The sequence below is a fragment of the Rhodopirellula sp. SH410 genome (genome assembly GCF_055811895.1).
Genome location: NZ_CM147949.1, coordinates 3,659,247 through 3,679,245, shown reverse-complemented (window position 1 = coordinate 3,679,245; position 19,999 = coordinate 3,659,247). Strand labels below are relative to the sequence as shown.

Sequence of the window (19,999 nt, the reverse complement as noted above, 5' to 3'; positions counted from 1 at the left end):
AGTATTCCTTCAAGAATACAGTCGACATTCCGGACCAGTCTGGTAAATTCGTTTCTCGGTCAAGGTGAGCTATTCGCCCCTTTTTACGCAGTCACTACCAATCAGTCGGAGTCATTAAAATGTTGAAACAGTATTCTTCAATTCCTTTCGTCCTTCTACTTCTTAATGTCTCAAGTCTGCAAGCTGAGCAACCCGAGAACGGGATCCGCTTCTCGCAGGAAGCCAAACCTGGTTGGCAAGAGCAATCCGTTGATTTTGCGGAGAGCCGTGGAGAATGGGCACTTTTCAATGTAGATCCTAACAAGCAATCTGTGAAAACTAGGCAGGAACTTGAAAGTTTAGGAGCATTACTTCCTATTGACGCATACTTTTTTGAATACGAAGAGAGCGTCTGCCAACCTGACGAGCGAGAACCTGAACGAAACAACCTCGGTGCACCGTGGAGTGGTTTGTGCCAACTGGTTATAGACATGGGCCACGGTAATCGCGCTATTGCAACGGGTTTCATGGTTAGCCCGACGGTAGTCATCACGGCAGGCCACTGCGTCCACGAAGGAGACGGCGGGAACTTCTTTCAGTCTGTCACCGTAATTCCAGCTTGTCGCGCCGCGGAACGTCCATTTCGCGAGCAAACGAGCTCAACGCTTCGAGCCTCAAACGGCTGGACGAACTCAGGTGCGTACTCAGACGACTACGGAGCGATCATCTTAGATGACGCTTTTGCCCCCACGGTTAATGGGACGACTCCGTTCGAGTTTCGCCCAGTAATTGCTACGGATCGCGAACTGTCGAACGCTACTGTATGGGTCTGTGGATACCCAGGCGACATGCCGTTTGGAACACTGTGGAAGGATAGCGACCCAGTCTCTAGTTTTCAGCCGAAACGCATTCGCTACATGACCGACACTGCCGGGGGCCAAAGCGGAAGTCCTCTTCTCCTAAGCGAGTCCGGTATAGGGTGTATTGGGATTCACAACTACGGAGGTTGTAGCAACAAAGCGACTCGCATAACTGATTCGGTTATGCAGGATATTAACGGATGGATCTCTGAAGGTGGACAATGATGACTTTGAAAAGGTTCTCCCGCCGCAATCGTTCAACTCTGTTTCCATTGATATTTTACACATGTGTTTTGACCGCTGGAACATCCAATGCGGATCACCCAAGCGTCTTCAAGGTATATGCCGATACTGGACGACAAAGCGGTTTTGAATTGAGGGGTGAGGCAGGTATTATCACAGCGCTACACGGCGTAGTTGGTGCGAGCAAGATAAGGGCTAAATCAAGTGCGACTGACCATGTATTCACCGATCTTAAGATTTTGAAAGTAGACATCACGCACGACGTGGCGTTAATCGGAAATCGCCAGGAGCCCTTGTTCGCTGCAAACAAGGGATTTGCGATTTCGAGTGCCAAGCCGCAAGCGGGCTTGGCGTTGGAGTTGGTGGGATACCCGCTCAATATTGAGTTTCAAGAATTGACGACACAGATTAAACTGCGAGAACCACCGCAAACACCCATGAAGTCCTTACTTACTGAGACACTCTTTAGCGGCTTACGTTTCCGCGGCAGCCCGGACCCTACTCAGAACATTTTGAGCATCGAAGGAGAAATTTTGCCTGGGCATTCCGGGGCAGCTGTTCTGGATGACAAAAAGCGTGTAATTGGAATCGGCAACGGAGGACTGTCCGGCGCTACAGGTGGGAGGGGGCAACTGATTGGTTGGGCAATACCAATCACCGCAATCGATCTCAAGCCGGTTGCGGACGTTGACGTTCAGCATCTTAATTTCCTGCGGGATCAACGCGCGTTGTTCATGGTGAATCAAATCCTGGATGATCCAATCGAGCTGAATCGAATTGAAGTCAAAGACGGATCGACAACCGCGTGGGTGTCAGGGAAAGTCAGTCGAGGCCATAACGAAGAAATCGTCGTTCAAATTATACTTGAGGTCCGGAAATCGGGGATCTCGGGAAAGGGATATTCGACTGCTGTAATTGATTTTCTCGACGTGAAAGGAAACACAATTTGGACCTCGCAAAACAAGCATGAATTGAAACTTCACGTGGGGGCCAGCTTTGCCAGAGGCACAGCAAGCAAGAAAAAGCCTTTTGCGTTCACTGCTACCCTCATGAATCCGGAAAGGATGGTAGGGGCGGTTGTGCGCGTTCATGCCTCGGATGATGACGGTTTCAGACTTGATGCATCTGACGCGAGAGACTTAATGAAGAGCATCCAGAATGGGTTTTAGATTTACGTCCCATGCTGACGGGTTCGTTCTTAATTCATCGCATTTTTGGCATTTCTTCGGTTCTTCTGTGATTTTTCCGTGACTGATCGCCTGATATGGCAGACTGAAACGCATCGACAATGGCTCCAGAAATTTCTTGAACTCGCAGGTGGCCTTCCTTCGCGTGACACCCAGGGTGAGCGCATTTAAATCCTCGTGTTTCAGCGATATTCTGGGTCATTCCCTGGCAAAATCGGCGAGCCTTTCGATGCTCGAGTCTCATTCACGGTAGCTCATGCTCGCTGGGTTCGCTAAAATCCTGGGCGGTTTTCACTGATCCGGAACGAGCGAATGGAGTCGCGGCCATGGGTAATAAGAAGCAGCCTGCGTTGGACAACAACCGGCACTGGGAAGCACTTTGTAACAACAAGGACGACAAGAAGAAGGTGCTCTCGGGAGAACCCCTCGAATCAACGGCGAAGACCGTGGCGCAAGTCGTGCAGCCGAAGGCGGTGCCAGCGGACGACTATTCCGCAATCCTTTCGCTGGTCCAGTGCTTTGACGAAATTGAAGACCCCAGAATCAATCGGCGGCGCGTTCACAATCTCATTGATATGATCGTCATCGCGATCTGCTCAGTGATTTGCAATGCCGACGGATGGGCCGACATGTGTACGTGGGCTGAAACGCATCGGCAATGGCTCCAGCAGTTTCTTGAACTTCCAGGTGGCCTTCCGTCGCGTGACACCCTGCGACGAACTCTCTCGCGACTCGACCCCCAGGCGTTCCAACAAGCCTTCCTAAAATGGCTCAAGGGTCTTCGCAAAGAACTTGGTAACGTCATCGCGATCGATGGGAAAATGCTTCGCGGTTCCAAAGCCGGAGGCGTCAAACCGCTGCACATTGTCAGTGCCTGGGCGAGCGACCAACATCTAACGCTCGGACAAACGACTGTTAACAAGAAATCCAACGAAATCACGGCAATTCCGAAGCTTCTTGATTCACTGACACTCTCCGGAGCGATCGTGACGATCGACGCGATGGGGTGCCAGCGAGAGATTGCGGCGAAGATTATCGATCGCAAGGGTCACTACTGTTTGGCGGTCAAAGGTAATCAAGAAAAGCTGCACGAACAATTGAAAGCCGAGTTCGAAAAGGTGATGTCGCTTGATCGCGTTCCCAAGCGCTTGTCGACGCATGAGGTCAGTGATGCCGAGAAGGAACCGCATGGTCGCTATGAGCGAAGAACGTACTACAGCATGCCAGCCCCCAAAGGACTCAAGGAAAGTGGCGATTGGAAGAAGCTCCGCAGCATTGGTCTAACGATTACCTACCGCAGCGATGATCCGAAAGATTGGGGTGATGGAGAAGTGCGATATTTCATCATGAGTTTTGGCAGCGACGCAGAGCGATTTGAATCAGCGGTTCGCCAGCACTGGGGCATCGAGAACTCACTCCACTGGGTAATGGACGTGACATTCCGAGAAGACGATTCACGGATACGTAAAGACCACGGCGCGGAGAATGTGAGCTGGCTTCGTCGGCTAGCAATCACTCTGATCAAGCACAATACAACACGCAAGGCCAGCATCCGTCAAAAGCGACTTCGCGCGGGATACGACTTCGAGTTCTTGCTTGAAATTCTGAACTCGGTGCCCGTCGTAAATTAAATGCGCTCACCCTGTTATCGAAGTTTATTATATTGCGGTGCTGAGGAGTCTTAATGTGTTTTAAGTAAAAGGCTTGCACGAAGAAGGTAGGTCGTTAGACTTCTTGCTACTCGGAGGAATGGAGGCATCTCCGTTCCTAGTTTTTTCCACAAGTCCGTTTTTTAACCAAGGTTGAGTAACGATATGGCAACTTTGATCCAGACGCCGTACCTAGTACATCCGATTGAAGACTTTCACCAGATTAACTTCGACGTGGATTTCGCCGGTGGCACAGGTCGGATAATTTGCGATCCCAACTCTTGTTCAGTTGGTCCTTTTGGCGATCGTCAAATTTGCACGTTAATGGCGCCTCAGTCAGCGAACGTTACACTCGCACCATTACGGGTCGCTGATCCAAGTGGGCAGGAGCGATGGTTGTTCAGTATTGCTGGACATCCTCTCCACAATGAACTGAACTTGGTCTCCCATCACGGAAGCTCAGGCGACTTCAGGCTTATTCATATTCTACGGAATGGACAGCGTCGCGTCGTGAGCATGGAACCTGTATTCAACGCGGTCTTGGGCTATGGAGATGATGACTTGGTCTGCTTGCCGCTGAAGCGCACTGTAGACGATACAACAGCGGAAGCTGATCTACGTCCTGGGTTTGTCAATAACACATGGTTTTTGATAGCTGCGGGCAAAAAACCAAATCTTAACACTGTCGTAAAGATTCAACCAAGAATATACGTCCAGCAACCGGAATACTGGGGCTTTGACATCATCGATTGTCGTCGCAGCGATATCGTGCTTCCGAGAATTGCTCCTTACACTGAATCACTTGATGTGACATCCCATCTGGGCAAATGCGGTGTTGAGGTTTTCTGGGCTAATGGAGAATCTCAGAAGATTGATTTCCCGAAGGCTTAGTTGGGAGAACCTATTCACGGTTTGAAAACTGACATTTGCGTTAGAGCACGACTGGGGTAGATCTGAGATCGCGTTTTCGCTTGCTAGATTGCTTGGGTGAAGGGCTTCAAACTGGTGTGACCGGCGTTCCGCCGTTCAACATGCGAGTGCTGGAGGCCTGTAGGGTGCGACAAGAGATTGGTTGGTGTGAGTGTCGACAGTGGTTTGAGATTGAGCCACTTTGGCGGTTTGGCAGAGAGTGGCTGCTGAGGGCTGTTGGCGGTGAGCGGGCGTTCTCGGATTATACGGCAGAGGCTGTCGTCGATTGCTGGCTGTGGCTGGAGCGAAGTTTCAAAAATCGCCTCACCGTGGAGTTGACGCTCCAGCGGTGAGACTTGACCTCATGGGAGTTTCCGCTCCCCTTGGCCCTGATTCAGAATCCTCTCCCGCCGCCCCGATCGCAAGGCGAACAACCCTGACTTACTCCCAGAAAGTGTCTGCTCAAGGGGGCGATCGTTCTTTCTCGCCCAATCACTACCTGGATCGCTACTGCGGCGATGATTGCAAGGCTGCCGCCCGGCGATGGCAGCTTGCACGGGCCAACTTGAAATACCGGGCATCCGAACGGAGGGAAGCAGGCTCGACGTGCCCAGGCCAGTCGCCATCGTGTCCGCCGCAAAGAACTAAAAGCCGCTGAACAGCAGCTGGCTAACGGCTAAAATGAACGAATTGACGCCCCTGAGCTGCCGTGCGAGGGCTATCACAAAGACCAGGCTGAAGAAAAATCTTGCTGCGATCGACCGGGCTGTTACCAACGTTTCACGCCGCCGCCACGATCGCCATTACAAAGGTTCTGTTCACTTTTTCATGTGACGCATATCGCATCCAACGCCAATCCACTTGCGCTCTCAAACCTGTCACTTCAAGCATCCACACCAGCGGCCACTCCGGTTTAGGTGTGGATACGGGTTTCAAATGCTGAGAAGCCATCGGCGATGCCAAAATCTCAATAGATGCCAATCGAAATTCAAAAATTCGATCGCGGTGACCAGGATTGCATGCTTGCTCTGAAGTAGCTCGATGAGCGGCTGCAACGCTATCGGCTCGTCTAGCCCAAGCTGGAAAAGCAGATGACGCAGTCACTCAAGGACTACGGACAGGTATCGCCCATCATCGTCTGTCAACTGGAAGGACAAACGGTACTCGTCGATGGCCTCAAACGCTTGCGAGCCGCCCGCTCGCTCAAAGGACTAACCCATCTCAGCGCATCAAGCGACACCGAAACCAGCCTGGCAGCAGTTGGGCGAGCGAGATCAAGCGGCGTTGCAACGACTCTCCGACAGCGAGCCAATCAGTGTACGTCATAGCCAAGAATATCAAGACCTTCTTTACGGCACCTCCTCGATAGACGAAGCATCCGATGAGCGAAGCGAACAAGAAACCCAGCCCAAGCAACAAACGGCCCCAGCCGACGGCGATGCAAACAACGCTGCGACATTCGATCCTCCAGCATCTACAAACGTTGAAGATTCGACTCAGTGAAGAAGAACTCAACAGCATCGTTCGCGATGCGACGCAGAACAATCACACTTCGTGGCAACTCCATGAACGGTTCCTTGCCATTCCGGCGATGTCCGCTCGCGAGCGTTCAATCGAACGACGCATCCGCACGGCCAAGTTCCCCGCGAATGCCACGCTGGAGTCATTCGACTGGTCGTTCAATGCCGCGACGATCCCGCGCGGCCCGTTCGAAGAACTTGCGACCCGCGAGTTCTTAGCCCGGGGAGACAACATCGCATTCGTTGGCACGAGCGGCCTCGGCAAATCGCATCTGATCGAAGGGATCGCTCGCGCGTGCTGTGTGCGTCGTGCTGCGTTTCGCGGGATTATGGAACGATCGCCATCTGTCAATTCACGCCGCCACGGCGACCCTCAAAGTGGCTTATTTCCTAACAGCTGTCGACACTCGACTTGACGCATCATGCATACCGCCGAATTCCCCGAAGAATCACTTTGAGTAAAAGCAAAGAAAAACTTGCTCTCACAATTTTAGCTGATATACATACACCATCGCCTTGGCGTAGGACGTCGCCTCCAAGGAGATCACACATTACCCCGAACAAATACTTTTATAATATGGTTATCTTGGAGGCACACCGTGTCGAAAAACAAGTGGGTTCTTACATTCACTGTCGCTGTTTGCACTACTTTCTTCTGTGACGCAAATCGCCTTTTTTCGCAATCGACTGCTCGTGTATCCCGTAGTCAGACACGGGCAGCGGAGTTGATCGAGTCCGTCCCAAAGCTTCGTGGCGAACTCAATTCGGCGCTTTTTAGAGAGCTAAAACGCAGTCTTCCGAGCCGCAAGATCGCCGAGACAACCTATTACTTTGTCGAAGGCGACCTGCGAATCAATGAGGATCAGCTTCTTCTATATGCCGAAGAACTGAATCATCAATACGCAAAATGGCGGGCGATGCAGTCGATGCCCAGTGCTGTTCGAGAGATGGTGATGGGGCAACAGTTCGCGGAACTGGTTGCCGAAAAAGAGGGCGGGAAGATCGTCCGATGGAAGCCGGGGGCGAACCTTAAGTACTGTGTCATGAAGAAGAGCTTTGGCACTGGACAGGTGGCAGAGGCAAGATACGCCCAAGTCGTAAGAGAGATCAAACAGGCTGCTGAAGCGTGGACCAACATTCCTGATGCGTCCGTTCCAACGTTTACGCACGTCGCGGAACTTGACGATAGTCCGCTTGACGCGACTCATGCGGACGTCACGTTTGCTGTTTGGTCGCTCGATTTACCGGGCACCGTGATCGCGTCCGCGTTCTTTCCAAACGATCCTCAGGAGAATTGGCACGTCCTCGTTGATCCTGATGCCTATTTCGGCGATGGATTGCAATTCGACCGCGTGGGCGTCCTCCGCCACGAGCTCGGACACACGCTGGGATTTCGTCATGAGCATCCTCGTAGTGAAGCCCCGCTGGTCTGCGGCACTTTGGAAGTATTTGACGAAGACGTGATTCCACTGGGTGACTATGACCCCGTCTCCGTGATGCACTATTTCTGTCGTGGCTTCAACAATCCAGGACAACACACTCTGAACGCGCAACGACGCAAACTACTCCTCACAGACATCGACAAGCAAGGCACGCGGCTCGTCTATCCCCCTGATGGGCAGTCAAGTGGGTTCGAGTTTCTTGAATTTGACCCGGTTCGTCAATCGCGGAGTATATTAGCTGCAGCCGATCAACGGATGACGCAAGCGACAAACGGATTGGAGAGCATTCCAACCGTCCAGCATGCTTCGGAGGGCTCAAATATTACCGCTGGACCGTGGGAGGAACCGCAAGATTCCGTGTCGGCGATCAATGATCCGGACAACTATGCGTGGCAACTATTTGTAGCTTTGAATTGGCCTGCTGATACCGCGCAACGTAGGGCCGATTCCAGTCGCGACTTCGGCGACAATGCAACGACAGTTTGGGAATCGTGGAAATTCTCGTCGGGAGCAAATGATGAAGTATTCCTGTCGACTGGAACTGACCCCGGTGATTGGTTCGCTGGTATTGACGCCAACGAGATGAAACGCAATGCGAAAGATTTTGAGAAACTTCCTTTCCAATTACAAGCGGGTTTGCCACAGGATGCTCACCTGCAATTTGATCCGTCCACTTCCGTTGACGGACTGAATGAAAACCATCTCAACAAGGATGCATTCGAATTCATCCGTGATCGCGAACTCTATAACATTGAAGGCCAAGAGAAGCTATTTTCTGATGCAGCCGCATTGTTCAAACAAGCACAAGGCGAGAACAGAACCGTTGCACCGTACGAATACAAGTTACACTTTCCCGTGGGTGCCAAGGAAGTCAAGGCTCAGTGGCGACCAATCTCGGCGGAAGAAGAATCTCGCTACCACTGGGTCGAATTCACTGACAGCGATGGCTCGAAGCTACTCTACGGACTAACTGCACTCCACATCACGACCAAAGATGTGCCCAATTGGTTTTGGGCCACGTTTGAGCATGTTGACAATCCGAAACGCGAAAATGCGAGGCAGTGGGAGACCCCAACGGTCGACTCTGCGGCGGGAGACGACGGATATCCCGAAGGCTTTGGGATCAAGGGCACACGCTGGGAAAATTATCGCCTTCGTGGTACACAGTTAGACTTCGTCGATTCGCTTGGCGAGCCAACGATTTTGTCGAATTCGCAAATCGAATCAGGTTTTCAACACACATCCTCGTGCATCACGTGTCACGCCCGAGCGACTATCGGACCTCGTATCGATAGTCAACTCGGTGCGAATAGACTTTCCATTTTCAAGTCGTTACAGCCCGTTCCAGACGGGACGTTCGTCCCGATCGGAAATGTTGGCGCGTTGCAGCCAGATGTTTTCGTACAGCGAACATTCGACAATCCGATTACGGGAAACTTGCGGTTTGTGCAACTAGACTTTGTGTGGTCGTTGATGCGAGCGCAACGAAAATCTAGCGGCCCAATTCCTGAAGAGGTGACATTTTCCGAGCACATTCAACCTCTGTTTCGCCAAAAAGATGCCGATTCGATGCGATCCGTGTTCGATCTCCGCAAACACGCTGATGTTAGCAAGCACGCCGATGCGATCTTTAGCCGGCTGAGCGACGGCAGCATGCCCTGCGACGTGCCATGGTCCTCAGCCAATGTAGAACTGTTCCGTAAGTGGATCGAGCAAGGAAAAAAGGAATAGCGCAGTCGAGGTCTTAGCCGATGGCTGGTAGCGATCATTGGCGAGGACCTCGAGCGCTCAAAGTTATCGATCCCACGTCTCGTTCTCAGCTCATGTCCTTTCGCGTGGCGTCGTAGCTTGGCGACGTAGCTCGGCGTTCACTCGAAACCCTCGCTTACGCCCGTGAATGGAAGTGAAATTCACCTCTAGCACGGAAGTGAAACGAGGAGGGGCTTTGAGCATTTTAGATACAACGAGACTCTCGCGTCGTTTGATCAAAGCTTAGGCCAGCGCAAGCTGGTAGCCTGCTGGCTGCTTCTCTAGCGTGGCGATGCTGATATGCGGCCAGACGGCTCGGCCAGGAGCTTCGTCCTGCCGAGGATGGAAGAAGTGCATCATCACCACTTGCGAGTATTGCAGCCTTAACTTTGGTTTGCCTTGGGCGTCCTGTTCATCGAGTTGTTGAATCCAAAATGTCGACTTCATGCTGACGGGGTCAGCCTCGCGGACCACGAACGGAAGGTTGGTGATGCCGCCGCTTTTGCGGTCCGTGTCCACGGTCAGAGTGGTCGTCTTGACGATGTTCACTCCCTCGTTGGCGAAACGCAGGATCGCGTTCATGTCCGCCGGGCTGAACCCCGGAAACCCTGCGTCCGTGACACCTCCCATGAACGGGTTCTCGATATAGTGGTTATACGGTTCAAGATAAGGGTCTATCTTGAAGTCGTAGCCCGGCGTGCTCGTGTCCTCAAACCGGCCTGAGGGCAATCCGCTCACGGGCGGGATCACCGGCATGCCCTCGTGGCACTGAGACTTGCCGATCGCCATCACAGAGTTGCCGTGCGGAACCGACACCAGCCGCGCGACGTCGAGTGTCTCCTCGGACACAGCGCCCGCCGCGATTTGGTCATCTTTGACTGTGCGATTCTTCTCAAACAGCCACAACCCGGGTTCGTGATGGATCCCAAGATCCGGATCGCCCGCCAGTCCGCTGCAAGGCCGATCCTCGGCCACGACCTGATGGGTAACCTGCTGGTAATCGAGGACGGCGACGAGTTGATCCGTGATGCACTCCCCGGCACGCAACAGGCCTCGGTTTTTGACATTGGCGTCGGCGAAGTCGAATCTCAGTCTCTCGTTGTATTGATTCATCAGCAGGCGGAATTTATTCGGAGCCTGCTGAAACGGTAGGGCGATCATGTTCCACCCGGTGCCCGTGGCGATCCATTCTCCCATCAGTTGTTCGAGCGGCCCAAAGTCTTCGGCCGGCGGAGCCCCGCGATTGGCCAGACGCTCCTCCTGGACGGGTTGCGGGCGAACGATCTCCGCGAACTTACGCTCTGGTTGAGCGGGTTGATTGTCTTGAGCCATGGTAGCCGTCCTGTGAGCGGGGAGAATGCGGAAGGTTCTTCATGCCCCCCCCCCACCATAGACGGCTGGCGAGGCACCCGCAACGCCTGGCGTTGAGAATTTAGCCTTGCAGACGCACAGTTCCGACTGGCCAGTAGCGTCCAGGTTCCCTGGGCGGGAACACAATCTTTAAAACCCGCGAAATGAAGTCGAACCCGTATCGCGGGATATCGGGCAGGCGTTCTTGAAAGATTCCATCTATCAGCAATCTCAGGTTTGGTGCCAAGACTCTTCCATATCAGTTCCACCAACATACGCCTCTGCTCATCGCTAAGCATGCTGTGTCTCCGCCGACTGCATGAAACTCTTTCCATTCCAGTATTGTGTTCGCCATCGCCGGCTGAAATGCGCAGCGTGATGTCCCAACACTGAGAATGCAGAAAGGCTGGATTCGAGTCGCTGTAGTATTTTATTGCGAGCCGTTAGTTGTGTCATCATTGGGCTAAGACACATGGGCGTTGATGGCGGCTCGGAACCGCGCCGCGACGGCGCGATACCCTTCGTTGTTTGGATGGAGCTCGTCGTGCCAGAGCGTCTCGTGAACGGCGCCGCGGCAATCCACATGATGAACCTTGTCATATTCATTGACCAAGTTCGTCATGGCTTCGTGGAAGCGGTCAATGATCTCGGCAACGATGCGGCGTTGCAGACCGGAATCCTCGTATCCGACCTCCTTCATCGGCCTTCCCAGCCAACGACCGCCATTGGGGATCACGTGATCGTAGCCGTGACAGAAGATGTGCAAATCGCTGAACTGCGACGTCAACTTCTCGAAAATCAGTTCGTAGCGGTCAATGATTCCTCCCAAGAACCCGGGGAATCGATCATTTAGGTATTCGCCAGGTGGCAGTCCCGGTGTGAACGACTTCAGATATTCTTGCAGCCGACCGCCGCCAAGCAGGTCGTTGCCGCCGCCGCTGATCAGGCAAACGTCAGCATGTTCTTCCCTGATCGCATCGACCATTTCGTCTTGTCGCAAAATATCCTGCAACAGATCCCCTGCAGCTCCCAGGGAGAGGATCGCATAGTCATCGAACAAGTGATCGATCACGTCCTCGAGAAGCACTGGGTACTGAAACCAAGAGTCACCTTCGGAAACGACTCGCAAGCCATTCCAGTCATTGATCTTTCGGCGGTAGCGCCGTTGACGTCGCCAACGCGAGATCCCGTTAAAGTTGCTCATCAGCACAGCGGCTTCTTCGGCCGGCGCCACGACCCTACTTTCGTCGATCGTGACCACGGCGTGAAACGCCTCGGATTGGAGTTCATCCACGCGTATGTATTTCCGCAACGTCGACTCCGGCACGTCAATGTCGCTCAGCATCCGCTGCAACTCGCTGGTGCTGATTTTGTCGCCGCTCACACCACCGGCTGGCTCGCCACCCGTTTTGCGGCCGCCCGGTCGTTTCAGGACGATGTCTTGCAGACCGGTCAAAGGCAGTTTCTGAATGCTCTCGAAGGTCGACAACACATCTGCGGAGACCAGTTCATCCATCTTCAAGTTGGTTAGCCGAGAAATCAAGTCGACCGACACCTGAAACGTTTTAAAGGCTCCAAAGGCGAACTCTTCGGACACGTCGACGAGCAGGTGCGACTGGTCCAAAAGGTATCCAGTCGACCGCAGTTCACCGCTGTCCTGGTCGCGAAACGCAACGATTTTCCAGAACTGGCGTGGAATCTGTACGTCGCGGTGTCGTGGGTCGCCAGCGTCAAAGACAGGGCCAGTGAAAACGGAAATCTGCAGATCGTGTATGTCGGCGCTGTCGAGCACATGCTCCTCCAAGCGAACCCACATCTTTTGGTTTAGATTTTTATGCTGCGGCGCCGCATTGGTATAGAAAAACGTGTCATCGTTGGCTTGCTGGGCCTCTGCGTTATCTCCCCAGACCGGATCGAGACGGCGAACCATGTGACCGCGATCCAAATCATTGTGATGATAGAGTGCGTTGTCGTGCTGCTGGTCAGGGTTCAGACGTGAGTCGCGGCTCCAACGATTGTCGCGGGGAATGAACCGCAACGAGTTGCCATCAACATTCGCCGCCGCACAGATCGCCAAGCCCCGATCGTTATGCATTACCACTGAGAAGTGGCGGTACTTCAGTTCCTTTCCGCCGGTGGGAGCGGGGATTTCGAGTGCATTGGTGTGATCCAAACCAGGCATCGGCACCTCGTTGCCGGGGCCCAGAAAATTAGCTTGATATCCGTCCCGATTCTCAGGTGCCTCTTCTCGATCGGAAGATTCGTCCTGGCTCGGCTCGATCCACGCGCTCGGCACCGAGATATTCATCCGAGACAACAATGACTTCAGCTGGGTGGAATTGACGGCGGAGTTCGCTGTGCCAAACTCCCCCGAAAAGTGAAGCCCCACCGCGCGGCCAGTGTCCAGCGACAGCACGACCGAACCGGAACTTCCCTTCAGCGTACTGCAGTCATGCTCCAACAGACGCTCATTGGGGCTACCCATGATCATGCCCGGTGCCAATCGCTTGACCATGTAGACATCCTCGAAAATGTGCTGGATCTTCGCCGCCGGGACGCGCGCGTCGGGACCGGGATAGCCAATCGTGGCAACTAATTCACCAGGCGTCGGCTGGCCAAGCATGATCGGTTGCCCCATCGGCCGATCAGCTCGAACTTTCAGGAAAGCAATGTCGAGTCCGGCGTCGTCTTCGATATGCAGAATTTCGGCAACATCGAATTCGTTAGCCCGCGACACACCATGCTCGGCGACAAAGTCGGCGCGGATGTCCACGCTACCACCGGCCGGATGCTGTCGAAAATAGAACCGATCACCGGACTTGAAACCGAAGAAGACGGCGACGTGACGATTCGTGACCAACACGTTTTCAGCGACCAGCCAGGCGGTTCCAATCATCGGATAGAACGTGCTCAGCGGGTGCCTCGCCAACTCGATTCGGCACACCGACGGGATGACTCGCTCCAACAATCCGGTGGATACGTGAAGACGCTCGCGCCAAGTCGCCAGATCCGGCAGGGCGAAACTGTTATTTCGGATCAGCAGCGAAGGTCGGCCCTCAAACAGAACCACGGCTTCGGTCTGACCCAAGCCGTCTGCCATCGATTCTGCGCTGGACCTCGATGCGAAGCTCTCGGCGTTCCGCATGACACTCTCAACCATGCTCGATTCGATTCCAGACGCGGTCGCCAGCGGCAGCCCCAATTCGGCGTTTCTCGCCGCCAATTCCTCGCGGACCTGAGGATCATTCTTCAACACATGCGCTAACAGATCCATTTCTTCGTTCCCCAAATTGAGATAACCGAGATCGTGCTCTCGACACGAGCATCACGAGATCGCCTTGAACATATCGCTAGCAACAGCGACATGCAACCGCAGAGGGGGTGTCTAGCAGCACCCTGGTTCCATGTGTTGTCATGCCAGACCTGAAAGCGTGACTCGTCATCGGCCAAAGTGTGCCAGCAAAATGTTGTGGATGAACGTCAACGTGAAAGATTTCTGAGCGAAATGAAGACCAGTGCCGTTGTAGGAGAATCAAATCGAGTCGAGGCGTGATGCGGCCGGACTCAAAAAAAGATTGAATGCCGGACGGTGGCCAACTAGTATCTCAGGGGTATACCGCAATTCCCCGGAACACCAAGAGAATCCCGATGCGTCCGTTCCTGTCCAGTTTGGCGTTGATCGCCGCGTTTGCTTGTTTCCCGACAGAGCATTTGGCGGCTCAGTCGACTCCCAAGAACTTTTCAATGAAGCAGGTCACCTATTCAGTCGCCGATGCCTTCTACCGTTGCGAGACCAAGCTCGCCGCAGGTGAAGAGGCAAGGCTTACGTTGAAGGTATCCGCGGATAACGCCAAGAACGTGTTGGGGTCGATTCACACCAGTCTGCCAGCAAAAATATCGATTTCAGAAGACTCAACCACCATTGATGTCCTCATTCACAGCGACAAAATCGCCAACGTGGGAATCACTTTTATGAATAAGGTGGCCAACACCATCAACTTTAAGTATGGGATTGAGCTAAAAACGAATCAGTTGGATGGGTATTTTCAGGTCTTCGATCGCTCGGGATCCGACGCCAATTGGGCCGATACAGAATTGCGAATTTTGCTGCCCACCGGCGACATGTGCCTGAAGCTCACGATGGACGCCGGACAAGCGAGCACCTTGCCGTTAACCGCCTTGGCGGACTATCCAATTGAATGGAAGGAAGCCGCTCACTTTCGCACTCAGTCGAATCGGGCCTACAACGTTGCAGAGTTAACCAACCGTGGCAAAGAAACGATTCTGGCAGGCAACGTGCGGGTGATGGAGGGCGGTGTGTTCCAATACGGCACCGTCTTAACCAAGAATCTATCGTCGAACGAAACGACGGATCTACGCACCACGCCGGTCGATCCCAAGGTAATCGTCGTCAAGACCGAGACTCAGGAGAAACGCTGGTATAAGACAGTGTCCATCACGAACGGCATCCTGACGTACGAGCCATGGAAAGTGACAGTAACAACAATCCGCAATAAATCCGGTTCTACGATCCGCATTTTTCAGGAAGATTCCATGATTCCGCACGTTCTGCCAATCGAACAGGGCGGCGAGAAAATCGGCGTGATCGAAGACATCAAGGCAATCGAGAAGGTGCAACTGGTGGAAGGCAAACCGTACACTGTGAACTTGTTTGATCTATCCATTGAGAAGTTACAGCTTCACATTCAGAGACTGTCTGAATTTCGTAAATTCTCCGATGCAGCCCCTCCGTCGACAATAAAGAGCATTCAGGACCACCAACAACAGATTCTCGACGCGGAAACGAAACTCGCTGCTTTGGGGGCCACCAAAACAGCAATCAAAAAGCTACTGGACGAATGTTCCGATGATGACGATCCCGATCGGAAGAAATGCTTTCGTGATCGGCTGGCCCAGATCAATGGTGAAATTGAGCTTGCCGAGTGCGATCAAGCGAAAGCGATTGCAGAGCTCGCTCCGCTGTTGTTCCCGGGTTCCTCACCTACGTCGAACTGAAATGAGGTGTCGAATGGTTACCTAGCACGATTGTCCTGCCGTTTCCCAGCCTCAGAACCGGCATAACCGACACAGTTGCGTCAAAAAGCCGTTTGCCAGACGATTTCGCCGCAAAATCTCCCATATACGCAAGATCACCGGGGGGGTAGAACGACGATACCCACGTAGACAGGGCGTCGCACCACTATCGGTGGGGCCGCCAGCGGAGTGCTAACCCGATCCACGCTTGCACAGGTGAGTGCAGCGGCGCATCGCAGGCTCCCATCAACCGATCGCTATCCACGTTCAAGGATGAACCCCATGCGAGAGAATTCTCCCGTTACCAAAGTCGTGTTAACGCTTTTCGTGCTGGTCCAGGCGTTCATGCCGCAGGCGGCCAGCGCGGGTGAGATCCTGGGCCGGATCAAACGTCTATTCAGTGAAACCCACTACAAAGGCACCGAGCCGTGCATGGGCGAAGACGGTTCCATGGAGTGCTTGGCCGAAAACATCGATTGGCTCGAGCACCACATCGACACCTACGGTTCCGTCGTCGCCAAACAGCCCGACATTTGGGGCGAAGCGCGGCTAACCAAACATCGCGATGAGTACGAACGCATTATGTTCGGTGAGCTGGGGAAGTTTGACAATACGATCAACGCTGCGATCTCGCAAAGCGACGGAGCCTTTCTATCACAAGCACTCGCGCTTTCCGCAGCTGCATCGGGCACGACAGTACCCACAACTGCAGTGACTCCGACAGACCCACCGGCGGGCGTCCAGGTTGGCAATGTCACAGCGACACTGAAGGATGCCCCCGAATTTGCCCCGAGCTATGCAAAATTCGGGATCGGTACGAATCCTGAAACGCCATCCGTTGCGCTCGAACCGACTCTTCACCTGGACCAGATGTCGCGGTATCTCGACCATCTGCATGAATTACGGCGCATCAACGAAGGCGACGACACCAGCGATTCACCGGGCTACTCGATGAACTTGGTCCGAATCCCAGTCTCCATCCTACCCGGAAAGCTAACTCGTGAAGGTTTTGGTGCCGAAGTAACCGTCACCGCCGAAGCCGTAATCAGCGACGACCTGATGCCGACCACCTTCCGAAACTTGGCCGTTAACGACGTGGTCGATCTCCTGGGGCTGCCCGTCGTTCGCGTGACGGAGTCGCTAGTCGGAATTCGGAATGCGCGGACGGATTTGGGAAATGCGATGGAAGCAAAGGATGCGACTGCGAATATCCAAACGCTTTTTCTAAAATACCCCACACAGCCAGCGGACATTCTTAGATTGGAAATGCGTCCATATATTGCCAAGTTGATGGACAACGAGCAGTTTGTTACTGATATAACTGATGCTCTTAAACACTTTAAATTCATTACGTCGGATCCCGAAAACGGACAGAGTGATTTGACAGCGGAGTCCAAAACCACTCAGACGAGTGCCGCACCAACACCGCGTCAAGAGCGAATTTTCAGAGGTATTGAATCCCTTCCTTCTAATGTATTTGAACATTTTCAAATTAGTGCATTTGAAGAATCTTCAGCAACCAATAATGAAGCATATATCACTAAGCTTATTAAAGCATTTACTGACAAGTCTGCAAATGATATATTCGAGAGCATGTACTCAATTCGTTTGATAAACCCAGCCACTCTAGACGGAATCACCAGCGTTCTGTACAGCGTGAGTCAGGTCATGACAGAGAGTGCGACGGGAAATGTGAGGGATATTATTTCAACTGTCACGCCGTCAGGTCGAGCGAGGCGAGCACTCAACCCGTTGAACCCTTCGTCGCTCGAGCCAGTGATCGGGGCCGATAATCTCGAGACCATTGCAGGTTTCTTTGAGAAAGCCTACTACGGAAAATACATTCGCTGGAATGGTGGATCTGATCCAAGATTGAAAAACGCCGTTCAAGAAAGCTGCATTGAACACCGAGTCGACCTGCTCGACGCGAGAAAGTTTTTAGAAGCAGAATTACAGGCCGCATACGAACTGCTAAGCGAACCTGAGCATGTCAAGCTGTTTGCTAGTCTAGCGTCGCCCAGTTCGAAGTTGGCAAGCCAAATTCGCAGTGGGCATTTCAAATTCGATGGTTCCCAAGTTCCACGTGTGGAACAATATCGACACTACTTCTTTAACCAGCTTCACTCGCCTACTAGCCATGTCGAGACGGAAGTGGAAATCGAACTGATGGCAGACGCATGCTATGGTGTCGCGGACGAACTGTTGCTCAGCCAAATCGCGGCATTTCAGATTGTTGATGAGGCTAAGTCGAGTGTCGACGCACTCGCCTGGGCGATCGTGGTTGAGTCAGCGTTACTGAACGAGCGGCTGAATCAGGATGTTCGCAAATTGGCCAAGTCCAAGGAAGTCTACGAACTGAACACTGATCGCGATTACCGATTCTTTCTGCCCGATTCGGTGATGGCGCCGGGCGCGGGCCTGGAACCACTTCAAACCGAGTTCTCGCTCGCCAACGAAGTCTTCAAACGGTACGTCAGTGCTCGCTGGCCCATTCACGTTTTCGCGGTCGACCCCACGAACCAAGACCAGAACGTCGCCGATGTCTCTCAACGAAGTCGTGAAATGCAATTTGCATTGGCCCTTGGGTTCGCAACCGGTCAAATCGGTGTCAACTCGCTGACCCAGTACTCGCGGAAGATCGCGACACAAATCGAAACGATCAGCCTGAACCGGACCGTCGTCGGCTTCGGCCATGGGGCGGACACGTTTGGATGGCGGTTCTATCCCCGAGTGCAGGCGTTGGATGTGCCGGGCACGCTCGGTACTCTACGTGAAACGCTGATGGGGACCTCGCGAGATTACGACCTCAAACATCGCCAGATTGAGCCGGGACAGCGGGAGTGCGTCGCCGTGGTGCTGATGCCTTCGTTCGTGCCCTACGCAGACTTCGACGTTCGAACGGACTGGTTCAAACTGACTAATCCGAAAAACACTGCACTGACGATGAAAGATAGTCTGGAACTGAGTCGCGCGGTAACTGCCATGCGAAACTCGCGGGCCAATTGTGCCCAATGCCAGCACCTGTACCGCGAAGGCGAGCTCGGACGGCTGTTTAAACGGGTCGACCAACTGGAACGCGAACTGCCACTCCAAACCTACCGGTCTTTGGTGCCTTATGAAAACACGCTGGGCGGTTTTGAAATGTTCAATACTGGCGTGACCGACCTGTCTCCCGAGTTGATTGGCTGGTACGGCGCACCGGGCGTCAGAACGTTCGGTGACAAATGTGGTTGCTTTCAAGGTTGCGTTCCCGATTCGAACGGAACTTGCGCTGACCCCGCGACGTGCAAGGAGCTCACCGATCAGTTGCGTGCCTATAACGCAACCGTCGCCGCTTCACCGTTACCGGCGTGCGAAGGTGACGGAACGACGCTGTTCCTGGTCGGAGACAATTTCAGCGTGCACGACACGAAGGTGATTGCCGGTGGGACCTGTATCCCACACGTTCGGCTGATCAGCCGCGAACTGATGCAGGTCACGATCCCGCGTTGTGTCAATACGGTGACGTTATGTGAGAATGGCAAAAACCAGTCCTACGTTGCCGTCTACGTCGCGACACCCTACGGCGTGACGAATCACCTGCATGTGCCCGTGATGGCGAGCCCAACCGTGACGGCGAACCCAACGTCGAGTGGATGCTCGCCATCGGGTGTGACGCAGAGCATGCAGCCGACCTTGGCTCCGACACTGACGACGGTTTCCATCCGCGATCAGCACGCGTCGTCACAGCAATTCGATGTGGGTCGTTTGGCCGTCCAGCCGAGCGTTCACCGTGTGGAATCGACACCGGTTCGCATCGCGAGCATGCTCCAGGACTCGAGCGAGCAGGAACAGATACTCGCTTTGACGACTCAGTTGAATAAAATTGAGGCGAAGCTGGATGCGGTCAGCATGCCCAGCACGCTGTCGGGAATCGCCGTGAACGTTCGCTACCCCGAACCCGTTAAATCGGAGACCGCGCCGACGCTCTTTGATTGTAAAGAGTATCCACTGCTCCATCGTCTCCACGTTTCTTGTGGTGAGCAATGGCGAAACTGCCGCGACAAGCTGCCGTGTAATTAGTCGGCAATCTGCCGT

At 53.5% G+C, this 19,999-nt stretch carries 12 protein-coding genes; 9 read left to right on the top strand and 3 right to left on the bottom strand.

Annotated elements, in window-relative coordinates; translation table 11 throughout:
- The first annotated feature begins 119 nt into the window (after window positions 1-119).
- The 4 genes from SH410x_RS13530 (at window position 120) to SH410x_RS13515 (ending at window position 4,809) form a co-directional block, all read left to right on the top strand.
- Window positions 120-1,064: a trypsin-like serine peptidase gene (locus SH410x_RS13530; protein ID WP_473676992.1), complete on the top strand. Its 945-nt coding sequence runs from the start codon at window positions 120-122 to the stop codon at window positions 1,062-1,064.
- Window positions 1,061-2,251, top strand: a complete 1,191-nt coding sequence (locus SH410x_RS13525) for a S1 family peptidase (protein WP_473676991.1) — start codon at window positions 1,061-1,063, stop codon at window positions 2,249-2,251. The genes SH410x_RS13530 and SH410x_RS13525 overlap by 4 nt, the downstream gene beginning before the upstream one ends.
- A gap of 344 nt (window positions 2,252-2,595) precedes the next feature.
- Complete coding sequence (locus SH410x_RS13520) at window positions 2,596-3,900, top strand: ISAs1 family transposase (protein ID WP_473676990.1); 1,305 nt, start codon at window positions 2,596-2,598, stop codon at window positions 3,898-3,900.
- Window positions 3,901-4,083: 183 nt separating this feature from the next.
- Window positions 4,084-4,809 carry a hypothetical protein gene (locus SH410x_RS13515; protein ID WP_473676989.1) on the top strand — a complete coding sequence of 242 codons (726 nt, stop codon included), beginning with the start codon at window positions 4,084-4,086 and terminating at the stop codon, window positions 4,807-4,809.
- A 798-nt stretch (window positions 4,810-5,607) separates the two neighbouring features.
- Here SH410x_RS13515 and SH410x_RS13510 read toward each other — a convergent pair.
- Window positions 5,608-5,808, bottom strand: coding sequence for a hypothetical protein (locus SH410x_RS13510; RefSeq protein ID WP_473676988.1), 201 nt, complete (start codon window positions 5,806-5,808; stop codon window positions 5,608-5,610).
- Between the two features lie 110 nt (window positions 5,809-5,918).
- Here SH410x_RS13510 and SH410x_RS13505 point away from each other — a divergent pair, with 110 nt between their 5' ends.
- The 3 genes from SH410x_RS13505 to SH410x_RS13495 all read left to right on the top strand — a co-directional run bounded on the left by SH410x_RS13505 (window position 5,919) and on the right by SH410x_RS13495 (window position 9,520).
- Window positions 5,919-6,155, top strand: coding sequence for a hypothetical protein (locus SH410x_RS13505; protein ID WP_473676987.1), 237 nt, complete (start codon window positions 5,919-5,921; stop codon window positions 6,153-6,155).
- Window positions 6,156-6,208: 53 nt separating this feature from the next.
- Window positions 6,209-6,763, top strand: coding sequence for an ATP-binding protein (locus tag SH410x_RS13500; protein ID WP_473676986.1), 555 nt, complete (start codon window positions 6,209-6,211; stop codon window positions 6,761-6,763).
- 309 nt (window positions 6,764-7,072) lie between these two features.
- The gene (locus SH410x_RS13495; protein ID WP_473676985.1) at window positions 7,073-9,520 is read left to right on the top strand and encodes a matrixin family metalloprotease; all 2,448 of its coding nucleotides are present in this window, start codon (window positions 7,073-7,075) and stop codon (window positions 9,518-9,520) included.
- Between the two features lie 261 nt (window positions 9,521-9,781).
- On the opposite strand, the gene SH410x_RS13490 is transcribed toward SH410x_RS13495, so the two are convergent.
- Together SH410x_RS13490 and SH410x_RS13485 are read right to left on the bottom strand one after the other, a co-directional pair.
- A complete protein-coding gene (locus SH410x_RS13490; protein WP_473676984.1) occupies window positions 9,782-10,870 on the bottom strand; it encodes a heme-binding protein in 1,089 nt (362 codons plus the stop codon).
- 481 nt (window positions 10,871-11,351) lie between these two features.
- Window positions 11,352-14,162 (bottom strand): DNA/RNA non-specific endonuclease, encoded by a 2,811-nt coding sequence (locus SH410x_RS13485; protein ID WP_473676983.1) that lies wholly within the window; start codon window positions 14,160-14,162, stop codon window positions 11,352-11,354.
- 374 nt (window positions 14,163-14,536) lie between these two features.
- On the opposite strand from SH410x_RS13485, the gene SH410x_RS13480 reads away from it, so the two are divergent.
- Together SH410x_RS13480 and SH410x_RS13475 are read left to right on the top strand one after the other, a co-directional pair.
- Window positions 14,537-15,904, top strand: coding sequence for a hypothetical protein (locus SH410x_RS13480; RefSeq protein ID WP_473676982.1), 1,368 nt, complete (start codon window positions 14,537-14,539; stop codon window positions 15,902-15,904).
- A 300-nt stretch (window positions 15,905-16,204) separates the two neighbouring features.
- Window positions 16,205-19,984 (top strand): hypothetical protein, encoded by a 3,780-nt coding sequence (locus SH410x_RS13475; protein ID WP_473676981.1) that lies wholly within the window; start codon window positions 16,205-16,207, stop codon window positions 19,982-19,984.
- Window positions 19,985-19,999 lie beyond the last annotated feature (15 nt).

What these genes read in the sequence shown, in the direction of transcription:
- SH410x_RS13530 (WP_473676992.1), top strand. Translation starts at nt 120, where the DNA reads ATGTTGAAACAGTATTCTTCAATTCCTTTCGTCCTTCTACTTCTTAAT.
- SH410x_RS13525 (WP_473676991.1), top strand. Translation starts at nt 1,061, where the DNA reads ATGATGACTTTGAAAAGGTTCTCCCGCCGCAATCGTTCAACTCTGTTT.
- SH410x_RS13520 (WP_473676990.1), top strand. Translation starts at nt 2,596, where the DNA reads ATGGGTAATAAGAAGCAGCCTGCGTTGGACAACAACCGGCACTGGGAA.
- SH410x_RS13515 (WP_473676989.1), top strand. Translation starts at nt 4,084, where the DNA reads ATGGCAACTTTGATCCAGACGCCGTACCTAGTACATCCGATTGAAGAC.
- SH410x_RS13505 (WP_473676987.1), top strand. Translation starts at nt 5,919, where the DNA reads ATGACGCAGTCACTCAAGGACTACGGACAGGTATCGCCCATCATCGTC.
- SH410x_RS13500 (WP_473676986.1), top strand. Translation starts at nt 6,209, where the DNA reads ATGAGCGAAGCGAACAAGAAACCCAGCCCAAGCAACAAACGGCCCCAG.
- SH410x_RS13490 (WP_473676984.1), bottom strand. Translation starts at nt 10,870, where the DNA reads ATGGCTCAAGACAATCAACCCGCTCAACCAGAGCGTAAGTTCGCGGAG.
- SH410x_RS13485 (WP_473676983.1), bottom strand. Translation starts at nt 14,162, where the DNA reads ATGGATCTGTTAGCGCATGTGTTGAAGAATGATCCTCAGGTCCGCGAG.
- SH410x_RS13480 (WP_473676982.1), top strand. Translation starts at nt 14,537, where the DNA reads ATGCGTCCGTTCCTGTCCAGTTTGGCGTTGATCGCCGCGTTTGCTTGT.
- SH410x_RS13475 (WP_473676981.1), top strand. Translation starts at nt 16,205, where the DNA reads ATGCGAGAGAATTCTCCCGTTACCAAAGTCGTGTTAACGCTTTTCGTG.